Origin of the sequence: Legionella jordanis, assembly GCF_900637635.1 — a bacterium.
GTDB classification, from domain to species: Bacteria; Pseudomonadota; Gammaproteobacteria; order Legionellales; family Legionellaceae; genus Tatlockia; species Tatlockia jordanis.
The window spans coordinates 750,843-765,206 of the sequence record NZ_LR134383.1 but is presented as its reverse complement, the minus strand read 5'-3'; the positions used below and the strand labels follow the sequence as shown (position 1 = coordinate 765,206).

Sequence of the window (14,364 nt, the reverse complement as noted above, 5' to 3'; positions counted from 1 at the left end):
TTGATTAGCAGGCCAGGATGTGGATGCTTGGGTTATTTTTATCGATGGGGAAGAATGGCGGATATTCACCCAATTCTTTAGCCCGATCCATTAATGCTGTTATATCGGACTCCACAAAATTGTAAAGCTCTTGATAGTTGTCAATAACAAAATAAACGGGCTGCAGCATGTCAATGCGATAAGGAGTGCGGAAAGCAACCACAGGGTCAAACAAAACCCGCATGGCCGCATCACTCTCAACGCTGTAAGGGGTTTCGCTGATGGAAGATAAAATACCGCCACCGTAGGCACGCAGTCCTTTATCGGTTTTGATTAAACCAAACTCAACGGTAAACCAAAACAGACGTTGTAAAAGAGGCCAGGCTTCTTGAGGCAAACTGAGCACTCGACGGGCATAATTACAGACAAAATCCGCATATACTGGATCGGTTAGCATAGGGCAATGGCCAAAAAGCTCATGAAAAATATCTGGCTCTTGCACGTAGTCTAATTCTTCCATGCAGCGAATGAAGGTAGCAGCTGGAAAACGACGTTCAGCCAGCAGTTGAAAGAATTCCTGAGCCGAAATTAAAGCTGCAACCGGAGCCACTTGCCAACCGGTTAAGGCAAAAAGGCGCTGACTGACTTCTGGCAACTGTGGAATTTCAGAAGAAGACAGTCCAAGGCTGTCCAAACCCTTTAGAAACTCATCGCAAGCTCTTCCTTGCACAATTTTAATTTGCCGTTCATAGAGCACTTGCCAAACTGAATGCTCTTCTCTGGAATAGTTAACCCGACCCTGTTCATCCGGTTTGTGAGAAACGTAGCGGCTGACAAATTCCATAGGAGCTCCTAGATGCTATTCACTGTGATCTGGATCACTTAAATTATAGCGCTTTGCTTTTAAGTGCAATCTTTTTTGATGATTTGATATTAATTCACTCATTCGCGGGGGATTTTAAAATATCGGCTATCGGGATAAAGGTTTCGGTACCTTTGGTGACAAGTCGTTGCGAGCCTTTCCAGGCATGTCCATATACAATTTCATAGGTTAACGGGTATTTTCCAGCCTCAGTCCTTAAACTTTCATAAGACTGCTCAAATTTTTCCCAGGAGTGTTTTCCGGTTAAACCTTCGTTTCGCTGTTGATTGATGTTGCGTACCCCTTGTGCTTTTAAATTTGCCAGTAACTGCTTCAGAGTCGAATAATGGACTGAAAGAAGCTCCATATCGACAACTGGATCCAGAAAACGCTCTCTTAACAAGCAATCACCTAGATCATGCATATCTAAAAATTCGTTCGTATGGGCGTAGGCATCGGCCTGTTTCCAGGCGATTTTAAGTTCTTTGAAAGTATCAGGGCCAAGAGTAGAAAACATTAAGCAACCCTGATTATTCATCACCCGATTCAATTCGCGAATGAGCAGCTCCAAGGGCTGTCCCCAATGAATGACTTGATTTGCAAAAATCAGATCAAACGTCCCTGTCGCAAAAGGAAGCTGCATCATGTCAGCATTGACCAATGGCCATTGATTTAGCCAGCCTTGTTTTCTTTTAGCCTCTTTCAGCATGACAGAAGCCAGATCAAGGCCAATAATTTCTGCCTTTGGGTATCGTTTCTTCAGCTGGCGACTAAAAAGACCCGTCCCGCAACCCAAATCAAGTACATAGCGTGGAGCAATTTTTAGATATTGTAAGCGGTCGAATAGACGTTGGCCAACTTCATTTTGTATTTTGGCCGCTTGTTCATATTCTTGCGCATGCTTATTAAAGGTGTTGCAAATTTCAACTGTGGTCTTCATCATAAGACAGGAAGGAACTTCAGGAACCAAGCCTCGTGCGTAAAATGACCAGTATACCACAAAAGCTGCGTTTACCTTCAGTTTGTGTCGTTTGCCAGCAATATCATCGCAACTCCTGTGCCGTATGTCAGATTTGCCTGGGATTATTTTCCAGATTAACCCAAGCCTGCCGCTACTGCGCTTTTCCCTTACCAGACGATAATTTTCCAATTTGCGGAACTTGCAGCAAAATCAAACCGCATTTTGATGCTGCTTTTATCGCCTATCGTTTTGAAGAACCTTTACGCACCTTGTTACATGACTACAAATACAATTCTGCTCTCTTCCTTCGCAAAGTGTTAGCGAAGCTGATGCTTGATGCCTTACCCGATAGCGGATTAAATAGCGAGTGTTTGATCCCTGTTCCTTTGCATTCTCAACGATTAAAGGACAGGGGTTTTAATCAATCGGCTGAGCTTTGTAAATTGCTGTCTAGACACACAGGGATTCCCTATCATTTAAATTTATGCAGGAAAATCAGGCCAACAGAAGCGCAAATGACGTTAAATATTAGAAAAAGACAAAAGAATTTAACCAATGCCTTTGCCGTGGAAGCGCGCAATTACAAGCATATTACTCTGGTTGACGATTTGCTTACTACCGGCAACACGGTTCAACAGATTAGTAAGCTGTTTAAAGAACAAGGGGTGGAACACATTGACGTATGGTGTTGTGCGCGTGCTGTTAAAGACTGACCTATTGAAAATACCGTTTGGCATCATTCAACAAGAGCTGAATCATAACGATAACAAACACAATGGCGAATAATTGTTGCAATAGGATTTCCATTTCCTTAGACACGGGTTTCCCCCGAATTTTCTCGATAAGAGCATAAACAATGGAACCACCATCCAGTCCGGGAATTGGAAAAAGATTAATCACAGCTACGGCCAATCCCAAGGTACCAATAAAATTTAGGAATACGGCCAATCCTTGCAAAAAGGATTGGGCAGAAATGCTTAACAATCCGATTGGCCCGAGAAGTAATGCAAACGGTAACACACCGGTCAATAATAACTTGATCATTACCAGAAAAAAAACAAGTAATTGCCAGACTTTCTTTAACGCATGAAGAATGGCTAAGCCCGGGTTTTCTCGTCTAAATTCATAGCCGGCCCATTTCGCAGGCAAAGGCTTTATACCCAGGCTGGTTAATAAATAGCGGTTTTGGGGTAGATAACGCCAGCTGCTTAAATCCATTTTTGCATAACGCATGCTACCACGTTTATCTTTTACAGAAATCCCCACCTCTTTCTGCCCAAGCGACATGATAATTGCCATCCCGGCCTCCTGCCAGGAGCTCACTGAATGACCATCGAATTGAAGTACAACATCCCCGGATTGAAGGCCTGCCTGAGCAGCAATGCTATTGGGGGCAACCTCTTGCACGATGGGGGGAACTTGACGAAACCCTAAAGTAAACATCAAACTAAAAGCCAAAATACTGCACAATAAATTAGCCAAAGCACCCGACACAAGGATAACACAGCGAATCCATATGGGCTTTTTATCAAAGCAATACGGCCACTGCTCCTCGGGCACAGGCTGAATGCGTGTGTTTAATAGCAAAACATAGCCGCCCAAAGGCCAAATACCCCACCCCCATTCAATGCCTGACTGGCTTCGCCAGCGCATTAGAGGTTTACCAAAACCAATGAAAATGCGTTGAATTTTAACGGAGAAAACTCGCGCTGCCAGGGCATGACCTGCTTCATGAATGCCAACCACCAAAATTAACGTAAGCAGAATTGCCAACAAGCCCCATAGCATTCACTACTCTCCATTCAACGCGTATTGTCAACCACCAATTGTAAAATAGGCTGGCCTTTTTTCCCATTCAATTCATAACCACTGCGATAGACCTCAAAGGTTCTAAAGGCCTGAGAAGTCTCACTGTCAACCAATTCCACATCATCGCCACGAGCATCGACTAAAGTCACGCTAAGGTGCATTTCTCGAAATTGGCTTATTTGGTAACGATCCTTAAATAGCTTGAGAACCGTTAACAAGCTTTCAGCTGCTTCTTCACTATTATGAAGGCCTCGAAAAATAATCTCCACGACAGTTCCCTATCAGGTCATTTCCTGAGCAAAATGCCTTAAACTTGTTAGCGGCTAAAATTCAAACTACTTGAGGTTTGGTGGGTTGAAAAATCATCCAAGGTTCGCTTCTCCATGGTCAATCAAAGGAGATTGGATTAATCTCAAGGACAAAAGTCTACAAATTATGCGGCTAATAGTTTACAATTCTCAGATTATTTTGCTGCTATTTGAAATCTATGGTCTTTGTTGCTTGTGGACTGAATCATAAGACTGCACCATTAACTGTGCGTGAAAAAATTGCATTGCCTTTGCCTATGCAAGAATCATTGCTGCAAAACTTAGTCAGTCTTCCGGCTGTTAATGAAGCCGCCATGCTGTCCACCTGCAATCGCACTGAAATTTATTGTGAAACAGATAACCCTGAATACCTGGTACCTTGGCTGGCCGAGCAGCATCAATTAGAAACTGAAAGCCTCTCCCCCTATTTATATCTTCATCCTGGCCATCATGGAATTCGCCATACCCTAAGAGTAGCCAGTGGGCTTGACTCCATGATGCTAGGTGAGCCACAAATTTTGGGACAGATGAAGCAAGCTTACCAACACGCTTGCCGCATTGGTACTGTTAAAAGCAGTCTCCGTTCTGTTTTTCAATATGTTTTTAGGGCAAGTAAACGAATACGCACCCGCAGCGGCATTGGCAATAATCCTGTGTCCATTGCCTACGCTGCAGTACAACTCGTAGGGGCTTTATTTCCTGATTACAGCAAGCTAAGAGTATTCATCATAGGTTCTGGAGAAACGGCGAGCCTGGTTGCTAAATACTTACATAAGCAAGGTGTAACACGCTTTCTGGTAGCCAGTCGTACCAAGGAGCATGCCAAACAACTGGCTGCAGTATTTGATGGGGAAGCACTAACGATTGCTGACATTCCTCAATATCTTTCCGAAGCCGATGTGATTATTTCGGCCACTGCCTGTCCCCTGCCATTCATCAACAAAAATCTGGTGGAACATGCCCTGGCGAAACGCCAAGGGCAAGACATGTTTTTCCTGGATTTGGCCGTACCTAGAGACATCGAAGCGAATGTTGCTGAATTGGACCATGTCCATCTTTACAACATCGATGATCTACAAAATAAAATAGAAAAAGGAATGGATGAACGACGAGAGGCAGCCCTTGAAGCTGAACAATTGGTTGATAGCGAGCTGGATAATTTCATGCGTTGGCACCGCTCCTTACGTGCAAAAAATTTGATTTGCAACTATCGAGATTACATGCAAAGTTTGGCACAAACAGAATTACAGCGCGCCCAGGCGAAATTATCAGCTGGCCATGACCAAAATCGAGTATTGCAGGAACTTTGTGATCGTCTTGTAAATAAGTTGACGCATCATCCAACCGTAGGCTTAAAGCAAGTTGCCTCAGAAGGCCATGAGGAATTGCTTGATTTGGCAAAATATTTATTTAATCCTTCCATGAACCCAATTTCAATATGAAAAAATCCCTTGAACTTAAGCTTGAACAGATGTTTGAGCGTTTTCAGGAAGTTGGTCGCTTGCTTTCTGAAGCATCGGTCATTGCTGATCACAATCAATTTAAAAATTTATCCAAAGAGTATGCTCATCTCGAGCCTATTGCCAATTGCTACAACAACTATTTGCAAGCCCGAGAGAATTTAAATTCCCTCGAGGAATTGCTACGCGGAGAAGATAAAGAATTGGCTGCCATGGCTGAGGATGAGATCGATGCAGCCCGTGGCAAACTCAATGAATTGGAAGATGAGTTACAGTTGCATCTTATTCCCAAAGATCCAGAGGATAATTGCAACGTCTATCTAGAAATACGAGCTGGTACCGGTGGCGATGAAGCCGCCATTTTTGCTGGCGATTTATTTCGGATGTATCACCGCTATGCAGAAAATCAGGGTTGGCAAATGGAGATTATTAGCGCCAATCATGGAGAGCATGGCGGGTATAAAGAAATCATTGCCCTCATTAACGGTCAGTCGGTGTATTCGCAATTAAAATTCGAATCGGGAGCCCACCGGGTGCAGCGGGTTCCTGAAACGGAATCCCAAGGCCGCGTACACACGTCAGCCTGCACTGTAGCAGTTTTACCCGAAGTAGAAGAAATCAATGACATTGAAATCAGTGCCGATGAACTACGAATTGACACCTATCGTTCCTCAGGCGCAGGGGGACAGCACGTTAATAAAACCGATTCTGCCATTCGCATTACCCATTTACCAACGGGTATTGTGGTGGAGTGCCAGGATGAACGCTCGCAACATAAAAACCGGGCCAAGGCCATGGCTCTTCTTAAAACCAGATTGTTAGATGCTGAACAAAGTAAACAACGGCAACAACAAGCCGAAACGCGCAAGTCTTTGGTAGGCACAGGCGATCGTTCCGAACGAATTCGAACCTATAATTTCCCTCAAGGTCGTTTGACGGATCACCGCATTAATTTAACCCTCTACCAACTGACGGATATCATGGAGGGTCATTTATCCCCGGTTATTGATGCCCTGCAGCGTGAATATCAAGCAGAATTGCTGGCAGAGCTGGGTCAACACGATGCGGATTAAAGAGGCTTTGTCTCAAGCGAGAAAGCAACTTGAAGAGTATAGCGACAGTGCACGCTTGGATTCAGAAGTTTTGCTCGCTCATATTTTGCAGAAAAATCGCAGTTTTCTTTATGCCTACTCAGACAGTGAGCTCAGCCAAGCTCAATGGCAAACTTATCAAAGATTCATTCATCAACGGCAACAAGGTATGCCAGTGGCCTATCTTACAGGCATACGAGAGTTTTGGTCTTTACCACTTAAAGTAAGCGAGGACACACTCATACCACGGCCCGAAACCGAACTGGTGGTGGAGTTAACTTTGGCTTTATTGGCTGATAAAACCCATGCCGAAATTCTGGATTTAGGAACAGGTAGCGGTGCCATTGCCTTAGCCTGCGCCCATGAACGACCCAAATGGCATATTATTGCTTGCGATTGCAGCTTGGCCGCTATTCAAGTTGCTGAAGAAAATGCTTCCAGATTGAATTTAAACAACATCAGTTTTTACCATTCCAATTGGTTTGAAAACATTCCAGCCGAACCCGTTTTTGATGCCATTGTCGCAAATCCACCCTACATTGCAGCTCACGATCCTCATTTAGCTCAGGGCGATGTGCGATATGAGCCCAAACTTGCCTTAGTGAGCGAGGAAGAAGGGCTTTATGCATTAAAACATATTATTAAACATAGTATTGCTAGGCTTAAGCCTGGCGGGCTATTATTAGTAGAGCATGGCTTTGATCAAAAATCTGCAGTAACGTCTATGCTTAAGGATTATGGGTACACTCAGATTCAATGTTGGCAGGACAACCAGGCTAATGATCGTGTTAGTGGCGGCAAACGGGAATAAGTAGTTGATGGCCAGCATGATTTTTGATATACCTAGCGCTTTTCGATCACAAGCCATGAGGGCTTGCTGATAGGATGCAACTGCAGGAGGCGAAATGCCAGAACAAATAATTGATTCAACCAATGAGAGTAGACGAAACGTGAAAAATGACGCCGTAAGCAGCATGGGAATCGCCCCCTATCAAGAAGTCGATGGCGAAGAATACATGAATGAGAAGCAACTAGCTCATATTGAAAAGATATTGCTTGCCTGGCGCCAATCATTGATGGAAGAAGTAGACAGAACCGTCACTCATATGAAAGATGAGGCAGCCAATTTTCCTGATCCGTCGGACAGAGCCAGTCAGGAAGAAGAATTTAGCCTGGAGTTAAGAACAAGAGATCGTGAAAGAAAATTAATTAAAAAAATTGAAGATGCTCTTGAACGTTTAAGAGATGATGACTTTGGTTATTGCGAAGCCTGTGGTATTGAAATTGGTTTACGTCGACTCGAAGCCCGCCCAACTGCCACCTTGTGTATTGATTGCAAGACCTTATCTGAAATCAAAGAACGCCAAAATCAAGGCGGCTAGTAGCGGCAGATGCCCGAATAGACCGCTATGCGGCATTCGGGTTTTCTAGGATCAAGCCTGTTGCAAAACGGCATCTATTTTTTCGAGGTATTGAACTACCGTCCCCTTGTTGGATTCCAATACCTGCGTTGCATTTCTCACCAAAATTTCTCGTCGTTCTTTGTCGTTGTGTAAACTCAAAATTCTATCCACCAGTTCTTGCGGGTTAGCCACCAACTCAATCGCTCCAGCCGTCTGCAAGTCACGGCATATGGTTTTAAAATTATGAACATGCGGGCCATTTAATACAGGAACCTTCATGGCAATGGGCTCTAAAACATTATGCCCCCCAACAGGGACAAGGCTTCCCCCGACAAAAGCATAATCACTGATTTGATAAAATCCTAATAACTCTCCCAGAGAATCTAAAACCACAACCTCATTGTTTTCGCTTAAACCATTTGGTTGAGAACGCAAGCCTGTATTAAATCCCATGCTCAAGCACAATTGGTACACTTTTTGAAACCGCTCCGGGTGACGTGGGGCAATTAAAAGCACTACATCTTTAATTTGGCTTTGCAAAGCCCTTAATTCCGATAAAATTTGCTGTTCTTCATTGTCGTGCGTGCTGGCAATTAAGATGACAACGCGCTCTTTCCCCCATTTGTTTTTTAACTCGACGAACGTTTCAGAGTTTATATTTTGCGTTTGCAAATCAAATTTCATATTGCCGACAACTTGGACAATTTCCGACGGGGCTCCCAAAGCAGTAAAACGTTTCGCATCATCTGCGGCTTGCGCCAAAATGTGGTTAAATTGCTTAAGAAGGGGTCCAAATAAAAATTTAGCCTTTTTATAACCCTGGTAGGATCGTTCTGAAAGGCGGGCATTCACTAAAAACAATGGAATTTTGGCTCGGCGGGCATAATAAGTCAGATTTGGCCACAGTTCGGTTTCAACGAAAATGGCTACTTTGGGTTTCACTCGACTGTAAAATCGTTTAACCACCCAAGGCAGATCATAGGGGACATACCGATGGGTAAGCCGTTCGCCGAAGCGTTGTCTCACCCGTTCAGCCCCTGTGGGTGTCATCGTTGTAATTAGCACGCTGTAATTTTTACTGAGCAGACTATCCACAAGCGGTGTCACGGCGATTACTTCTCCCAGGGAAACCGCATGGACCCAAATCTCAATAGGTTTGGTCGGTCTTTGATCCAGCAAGAACCGCTCTGAAATTCGCTCACGATATGCCGGTAGTTTCCTTCCCTTCCACCAAAGTCTGAGTAGTAAATAAGGCGTTAGAAGGTACAATAAAAACGAATATATTGGTCGCATAGCACACCCAGCTCAAAAAGAGCAAGTATATAGTGATTTTTCGAGTTTAGGGGAAAATTTTGGTTAAATTAATTATTTTATGATTACTCCGCTTCGTTCATTTATAAAGCAAACACTTAAGTTTTTCAGAAAAGACAACAATCATTGCTAAAATAAAGTTAAGCTGCGCACATTTTATCTTCTAGACGTATAATTAGGTTTAGAATGGAAGAATTCGTTAACTACACACTGGAAATTCAACTGAATGACTTTGCGTGATTTCTTTACTCACTATCATTGGTGGGGCAAAATTTTAGGCGGTTTTTTTGGCTATTTGATTGATGGTGCAGCCGGGGCATTGTTTGGCATTCTCATCGGCAACTTTTTTGACCGAGGTATTATTGAACATTTTAATCGTCCGCATTGGCATTATTACCAAGAAAGACGAGAGGCCGTGCAAAAAACGTTTTTTGAAGCTACGTTTGCGGTCATGGGTTACATTGCCAAAGCAGATGGCCGCGTCTCTGAGGAAGAAATTCATCTTGCTACAAGCCTTATGGATGAAATGCGTTTAAATCGCGAACAAAAAACTCTGGCGAAGCACTTTTTTAATCAAGGAAAATCAACACAATTTGATTTAGCTGAAGTGTTAACAAGATTGGATGAATTTTGCTGGGATAACCCAGAACTTTTAAAATTATTTATGGACATCCAGTACCGCGCAGTTAAGGTGGATTTATCTGAGGCTAAGTTGCAAGCGCTTGATGTGGTTCTTCGACGTTTGGGCTTTGCCCCTATCCGTAAACAATACCGTTTCTATGAAGATTTTGGTTATCATTCTTCCTCTTCTCAGTCCAATCACTCCTCATCCTCTTCAAGACAGCAACACGCCTATCAAACTGCAACTGGCAGCCTGGCACACGCTTACGCGCTTCTCGAGATAGATAATAATGCTAACAAGCAGGAAGTAACACGCGCCTACCGCCGTTTAATCAGTCGTAATCATCCAGATAAGTTAATCGCCAAAGGTCTTCCCGAGCAAATGATTAAAATGGCAAACGATAAAACCCAAAAAATCCGCAAGGCCTATGAGCAAATTTGCGCCAGTCGAGGTTGGTAGATTCAAATCTATTATTCTGCACCCGTGTAAAAATTTCCCTAAGGCAGCTGAAATTTAGCTGTCTAGTCCATAAGTTTTTAGTGCCTGTAATCCTCCAATAGTTATGTTCAATTCGCTGCTGCAAATAAATATTGTGAACTTTTTCAATCATTAATATGTAGGTCCAATATGCGGCTAAAATTTTCTGGCTATACTCCATAAGAGTTGCTTTTTCGGAGTTAGTATGCCATCTGAATTACTGTCCATTCCCAAGGCCATTCATGCTGTTTGGCTTGGCAAACTTCCTCCGACTGAAGTACTCGATAATATGCAGCATTGGAAGCAAACCAACCCTACTTTTTCTGTAAAACTTTGGATCGATTCAGCCACCTATAGTGAAGAAGAAAAGACAAAAGAATTGCCCAAATTATTGCAATGGGCTAAAAAAAACCAAATTATTATTTGTGACTTGTCGCTAGCTGCCCATGAGAGTAAAGACAATCTGCTCGGTAAAAATGAACTTTATTCATCCATGCCTGGAAAGCAATTTTACGATGACGAACTGACAGGCCAATATCGTAATTTGGCTGCCGCTTCTGATCTCTTACGAGTGGAGATTTTACAGGAAGAAGGTGGTATATATATCGATGCAAAAGACATGCTGCCTGGAAATCCCATACTCGAACATTTTAAATTAAGCTATGGCTTTGCCTATCATGATTGTGGATATGGTAAATTAAACAATGACTTGATGGCTAGCATCCCTCATGGAACGATTATTTCTGAGTACCGCAAGCAAATTATAGAAAACTATAAAAACCTTTATCAAAATCCTCAATTATTGCAAGCCCACCGCAATAAAAACCTCCGAAGCCCTAAATTTTATACAGGAGCCGACCCCCGATTCATTAGCACTTTAAGAACATCTGGCCCTGGTTTATTAAGTGCACTTATAGAGCAGCTGATGCACTTTGTGGTGCCCATCCCTGAAGCAAAGATGCCAATTTATGACGTGAATGAATCCTTTTTACATATGCCCAAGGAATTGTTTAATATTCCTGAACATGGCAGTGATGTGAGCTGGAATGATTTCAATCTGTCCTATGACATGATAAAGCCCTACTTGTTCAACTATTTATGTGAATATTGGTCGACGAAGATGGACGAAGCAATGGCGATGGTGGATCAAAGCATAGCAAAATCGAACAAAGGAGGATTAAGTTTTTTAACCAATTACTTTTATCGTCCTAATCTTGAGCTTCATGATTGTAAAAATATGCTGCAGATTATCAAAAATCGTTTGGACACGCTTCCCCGTGCACTGTCTCCTGAAGATTTTTACCGTGCCTGTTCGAGCAATCTTGAGGAACAATCCATGGGACAGTTTGAAGATATTCTTCCTGGTTTTTGGGAGCAATTCCACTATTCTTTCTCATCGTTTGATGCAAGATTTTCCCTCTGCCAAAAAGAAATACTGGATAAGGATTTTCACCAAGCCGTATTGCATGTCAGTGTTGTCGGGGTTGATCCCGGCTGGAAAGATTTTGTTGCTTTGTTCGTAGGATTAAAAGAGAAACCGGATGACATCAGTCATTTAAGGGGAATGGTTGAACAAATTGCTGCTAAGAATCTTAGTTCATTCCGACAAATATGAATAATCCGTGGACAAGCCGCGGATTATTCAATTGAATGTCTAATCAAGAAACTTTTTCTTCATCCGCATAGGGAAGAATAGTAACCTGCGTACCCAAAGTTAAGAAATTGTCGTATAACCATTTTGCAGCACTGGGCAGGACTCTTACACAGCCGTGACTGGTGTTGGCGTAAGGAACTTCATAAGCCGCATGCACTGTATACCCTTGAAAGAAATAAGTGCAGTATGGCATTTTTGCACCACCGGTTGTTTCCACTGGGAACTCGCCAGATTTGCAATCAGCTCCTCTTCGATTATAGACACGGAATCTACCGGTTACGGTTCGGCAAGACTGATTTTGATTTTCATCGCAAACGTCCTTGCCACCTGAGGCACTTCCGGTCATAAGCCGGTTGCCATCGGCATCATAAGCCGCCCAGGCGTAAGCTTTTGGGTCAAAAATGAATTGTTTTTGACCCGTTGCTGGTGCTTTTTCAGGGAAATAATCACGGCCGCGTTTGTCTTGCGTGTAATGCATGGTTTTATGAACCACGCCTACATCATCCGTGATGTAGCAAGATTCATCACAATATTGCATACAACCTGAAAGCCCCAGACTTAATAAGCCAGCCCACAACAACTTGTTCATGCTGAATCGTTCTCTCTATTAGTTATTAAAATTATTAAAATTGCCTAGGATACCCTATCAGAATTACTAAATCCCTAGTTCAGGCAAAAAAATTTAATTGTAAGCCGCGACTTCACAATGGTTAAAATTTTGCCTTCATAATGGCTGTTCGTCAAATGATTATGCTTGCAAACGGCGATATTTGATTCTTGCAGGTCTTTCCGCTTCATCACCTAAACGACGTTTTCTGTCAGCTTCATAATCACTGTAGTTCCCTTCAATGAAAACCACTTGCGAGTCTCCTTCAAACGCCATTAAATGCGTGCAAATTCGATCTAGAAACCAGCGATCATGCGATATAACCACAGCACAGCCTGGGAAATTTAAAATGGCTTCTTCCAAAGCTCGCAAAGTTTCAACGTCCAAGTCATTACTTGGTTCATCAAGAAGGATAACGTTTGCGCCTCGTTTTAATAATTTGGCTAAATGGACGCGATTGCGCTCACCACCGGAGAGTTGCGACATTTTCTTTTGTTGATCAGCCCCTTTAAAGTTGAAACGGCCGACGTAAGCACGAGAAGGCATTTGGAAAGAACCAACTTGCATGATGTCATGGCCATCGGATATTTCTTCCCAAACGCTTTTGTTGTCGTCCAACTCATCCCTTAACTGATCGACATAAGCAAGGTTTACCGTATCTCCAATGCGGATCTCTCCACCATCGGGATTCTCCTGCCCTGTCAACATTTTAAGAAAAGTGGATTTACCGGCACCGTTAGGACCGATGATGCCCAGTATGCCTCCCTTGGGTAATTTGAAACTTAAATTATCAATCAGGAGTCGATCACCATAAGCTTTGCGAAGATTGTTCGCTTCAACCACCAAATCTCCAAGCCGCTCACCAGGTGGAATATACAGCTCATTGGTTTCATTTCGTTTTTGGAATTCCTTGGAATTCATTTCTTCAAAACGGGCCAATCTGGCCTTATTTTTCGCATGGCGGCCTTTGGGTGAAGTACGAACCCACTCCAATTCAGCCTTAATTGCCCGTTGATGAGAAGCTTGTTGCTTTTCCTCCATTGCCAAACGAGCTTCTTTCTGCTCAAGCCAGGATGTGTAATTTCCTTTATAAGGAATGCCCTCACCCCTATCCAACTCTAAAATCCACTCAGCCGCATTGTCCAGGAAGTAGCGATCATGGGTGATGGCTACTACGGTTCCAGGAAATTCTTCAAGATAACGTTCAAGCCAGGCCACACTCTCAGCATCCAAATGGTTGGTAGGCTCATCCAGCAACAACATATCTGGACTGGAGAGTAATAAACGACACAAGGCTACACGCCGACGTTCACCCCCTGAGAGTTGACTAATCTTAGCCTCCCAATCGGGCAGACGTAGAGCTTCTGCTGCGACATCCAGACGCCTGTCCAAATCCCAACCGCCACAAGCTTCAATTTCATTCTGCAACTCGCCTTGTTTGGCCAACAAGTCATTCATTTCATCATCGCTCATTGGCTCGGCAAAACGCATGCTGATTTCATCAAACTGGGTTAGTTTACTTTTAATATCGGCAACACCTTCTTCAACAATTTCCCGCACGGTTTTGTTTGCATCAAGTTCAGGCTCTTGCGCCAAATAGCCAATTTTAATGCCGGGTTGAGGCCTGGCTTCGCCTTCAAACTGTTGGTCAACCCCTGCCATAATTCGCAATAACGTGGATTTACCAGAACCATTGAGTCCTAACACGCCAATTTTGGCTCCTGGAAAAAAACTCAAAGAGATGTCTTTTAAAATAAAGCGTTGGTTATCCACCACTTTACTCACCCGATTCATAGTAAAAATATATTGCGACATAGAAT

The 14,364-nt window shown here is 43.1% G+C and carries 14 protein-coding genes; 7 read left to right on the top strand and 7 right to left on the bottom strand.

The window, feature by feature from the left end:
* Positions 1-4: 4 nt before the first annotated feature.
* Together phhA and bioC are read right to left on the bottom strand one after the other, a co-directional pair.
* Entirely contained in the window at positions 5-823 is an 819-nt protein-coding gene (phhA, locus tag EL203_RS03650) for a phenylalanine 4-monooxygenase (RefSeq protein ID WP_058470471.1), read from the bottom strand.
* Positions 824-917: 94 nt separating this feature from the next.
* Positions 918-1,781, bottom strand: a complete 864-nt coding sequence (gene bioC, locus EL203_RS03645) for a malonyl-ACP O-methyltransferase BioC (RefSeq protein WP_058470472.1) — start codon at positions 1,779-1,781, stop codon at positions 918-920.
* 44 nt (positions 1,782-1,825) lie between these two features.
* Here bioC and EL203_RS03640 point away from each other — a divergent pair, with 44 nt between their 5' ends.
* A complete protein-coding gene (locus EL203_RS03640) occupies positions 1,826-2,515 on the top strand; it encodes a ComF family protein (protein ID WP_232004057.1) in 690 nt (229 codons plus the stop codon).
* Between the two features lies 1 nt (position 2,516).
* Here the strand turns inward: EL203_RS03640 and EL203_RS03635 are convergent, their stop codons facing one another.
* Complete coding sequence (locus EL203_RS03635; protein ID WP_058470473.1) at positions 2,517-3,590, bottom strand: M50 family metallopeptidase; 1,074 nt, start codon at positions 3,588-3,590, stop codon at positions 2,517-2,519.
* A gap of 14 nt (positions 3,591-3,604) precedes the next feature.
* Positions 3,605-3,880, bottom strand: a complete 276-nt coding sequence (locus EL203_RS03630; RefSeq protein WP_058470474.1) for a hypothetical protein — start codon at positions 3,878-3,880, stop codon at positions 3,605-3,607.
* Positions 3,881-4,098: 218 nt separating this feature from the next.
* On the opposite strand from EL203_RS03630, the gene hemA reads away from it, so the two are divergent.
* From hemA to dksA, 4 genes are all read left to right on the top strand, one after another.
* Positions 4,099-5,361, top strand: a complete 1,263-nt coding sequence (gene hemA / locus EL203_RS03625) for a glutamyl-tRNA reductase (protein ID WP_058470475.1) — start codon at positions 4,099-4,101, stop codon at positions 5,359-5,361.
* Positions 5,358-6,452, top strand: coding sequence for a peptide chain release factor 1 (gene prfA, locus EL203_RS03620; protein ID WP_058470476.1), 1,095 nt, complete (start codon positions 5,358-5,360; stop codon positions 6,450-6,452). Before hemA ends, prfA begins: the two co-directional genes overlap by 4 nt.
* On the top strand, positions 6,442-7,281 hold the full coding sequence (gene prmC, locus EL203_RS03615) for a peptide chain release factor N(5)-glutamine methyltransferase (RefSeq protein ID WP_058470477.1): 840 nt from the start codon (positions 6,442-6,444) through the stop codon (positions 7,279-7,281). Before prfA ends, prmC begins: the two co-directional genes overlap by 11 nt.
* A 94-nt stretch (positions 7,282-7,375) precedes the next feature.
* Positions 7,376-7,852 carry an RNA polymerase-binding protein DksA gene (gene dksA, locus EL203_RS03610; protein ID WP_058470478.1) on the top strand — a complete coding sequence of 159 codons (477 nt, stop codon included), beginning with the start codon at positions 7,376-7,378 and terminating at the stop codon, positions 7,850-7,852.
* Between the two features lie 51 nt (positions 7,853-7,903).
* On the opposite strand, the gene waaA is transcribed toward dksA, so the two are convergent.
* A complete protein-coding gene (waaA, locus tag EL203_RS03605) occupies positions 7,904-9,166 on the bottom strand; it encodes a lipid IV(A) 3-deoxy-D-manno-octulosonic acid transferase (RefSeq protein WP_058470479.1) in 1,263 nt (420 codons plus the stop codon).
* 244 nt (positions 9,167-9,410) lie between these two features.
* On the opposite strand from waaA, the gene djlA reads away from it, so the two are divergent.
* Complete coding sequence (gene djlA / locus EL203_RS03600; RefSeq protein ID WP_058470480.1) at positions 9,411-10,265, top strand: co-chaperone DjlA; 855 nt, start codon at positions 9,411-9,413, stop codon at positions 10,263-10,265.
* Positions 10,266-10,488: 223 nt separating this feature from the next.
* Positions 10,489-11,898 carry a TcdA/TcdB catalytic glycosyltransferase domain-containing protein gene (locus EL203_RS03595; protein ID WP_058470481.1) on the top strand — a complete coding sequence of 470 codons (1,410 nt, stop codon included), beginning with the start codon at positions 10,489-10,491 and terminating at the stop codon, positions 11,896-11,898.
* Positions 11,899-11,941: 43 nt separating this feature from the next.
* On the opposite strand, the gene EL203_RS03590 is transcribed toward EL203_RS03595, so the two are convergent.
* Both EL203_RS03590 and ettA read right to left on the bottom strand, forming a co-directional pair.
* Positions 11,942-12,526: a L,D-transpeptidase gene (locus EL203_RS03590; protein ID WP_058470482.1), complete on the bottom strand. Its 585-nt coding sequence runs from the start codon at positions 12,524-12,526 to the stop codon at positions 11,942-11,944.
* A gap of 159 nt (positions 12,527-12,685) precedes the next feature.
* On the bottom strand, positions 12,686-14,359 hold the full coding sequence (gene ettA / locus EL203_RS03585) for an energy-dependent translational throttle protein EttA (RefSeq protein WP_058470483.1): 1,674 nt from the start codon (positions 14,357-14,359) through the stop codon (positions 12,686-12,688).
* Positions 14,360-14,364: the final 5 nt, after the last annotated feature.

Coding starts and splice junctions, on each gene's coding strand:
- phhA (WP_058470471.1), bottom strand. CDS start 823: ATGGAATTTGTCAGCCGCTACGTTTCTCACAAACCGGATGAACAGGGT.
- bioC (WP_058470472.1), bottom strand. CDS start 1,781: ATGAAGACCACAGTTGAAATTTGCAACACCTTTAATAAGCATGCGCAA.
- EL203_RS03640 (WP_232004057.1), top strand. CDS start 1,826: ATGACCAGTATACCACAAAAGCTGCGTTTACCTTCAGTTTGTGTCGTT.
- EL203_RS03635 (WP_058470473.1), bottom strand. CDS start 3,590: ATGCTATGGGGCTTGTTGGCAATTCTGCTTACGTTAATTTTGGTGGTT.
- hemA (WP_058470475.1), top strand. CDS start 4,099: ATGGTCTTTGTTGCTTGTGGACTGAATCATAAGACTGCACCATTAACT.
- prfA (WP_058470476.1), top strand. CDS start 5,358: ATGAAAAAATCCCTTGAACTTAAGCTTGAACAGATGTTTGAGCGTTTT.
- prmC (WP_058470477.1), top strand. CDS start 6,442: ATGCGGATTAAAGAGGCTTTGTCTCAAGCGAGAAAGCAACTTGAAGAG.
- dksA (WP_058470478.1), top strand. CDS start 7,376: ATGCCAGAACAAATAATTGATTCAACCAATGAGAGTAGACGAAACGTG.
- waaA (WP_058470479.1), bottom strand. CDS start 9,166: ATGCGACCAATATATTCGTTTTTATTGTACCTTCTAACGCCTTATTTA.
- djlA (WP_058470480.1), top strand. CDS start 9,411: ATGACTTTGCGTGATTTCTTTACTCACTATCATTGGTGGGGCAAAATT.
- EL203_RS03595 (WP_058470481.1), top strand. CDS start 10,489: ATGCCATCTGAATTACTGTCCATTCCCAAGGCCATTCATGCTGTTTGG.
- EL203_RS03590 (WP_058470482.1), bottom strand. CDS start 12,526: ATGAACAAGTTGTTGTGGGCTGGCTTATTAAGTCTGGGGCTTTCAGGT.
- ettA (WP_058470483.1), bottom strand. CDS start 14,359: ATGTCGCAATATATTTTTACTATGAATCGGGTGAGTAAAGTGGTGGAT.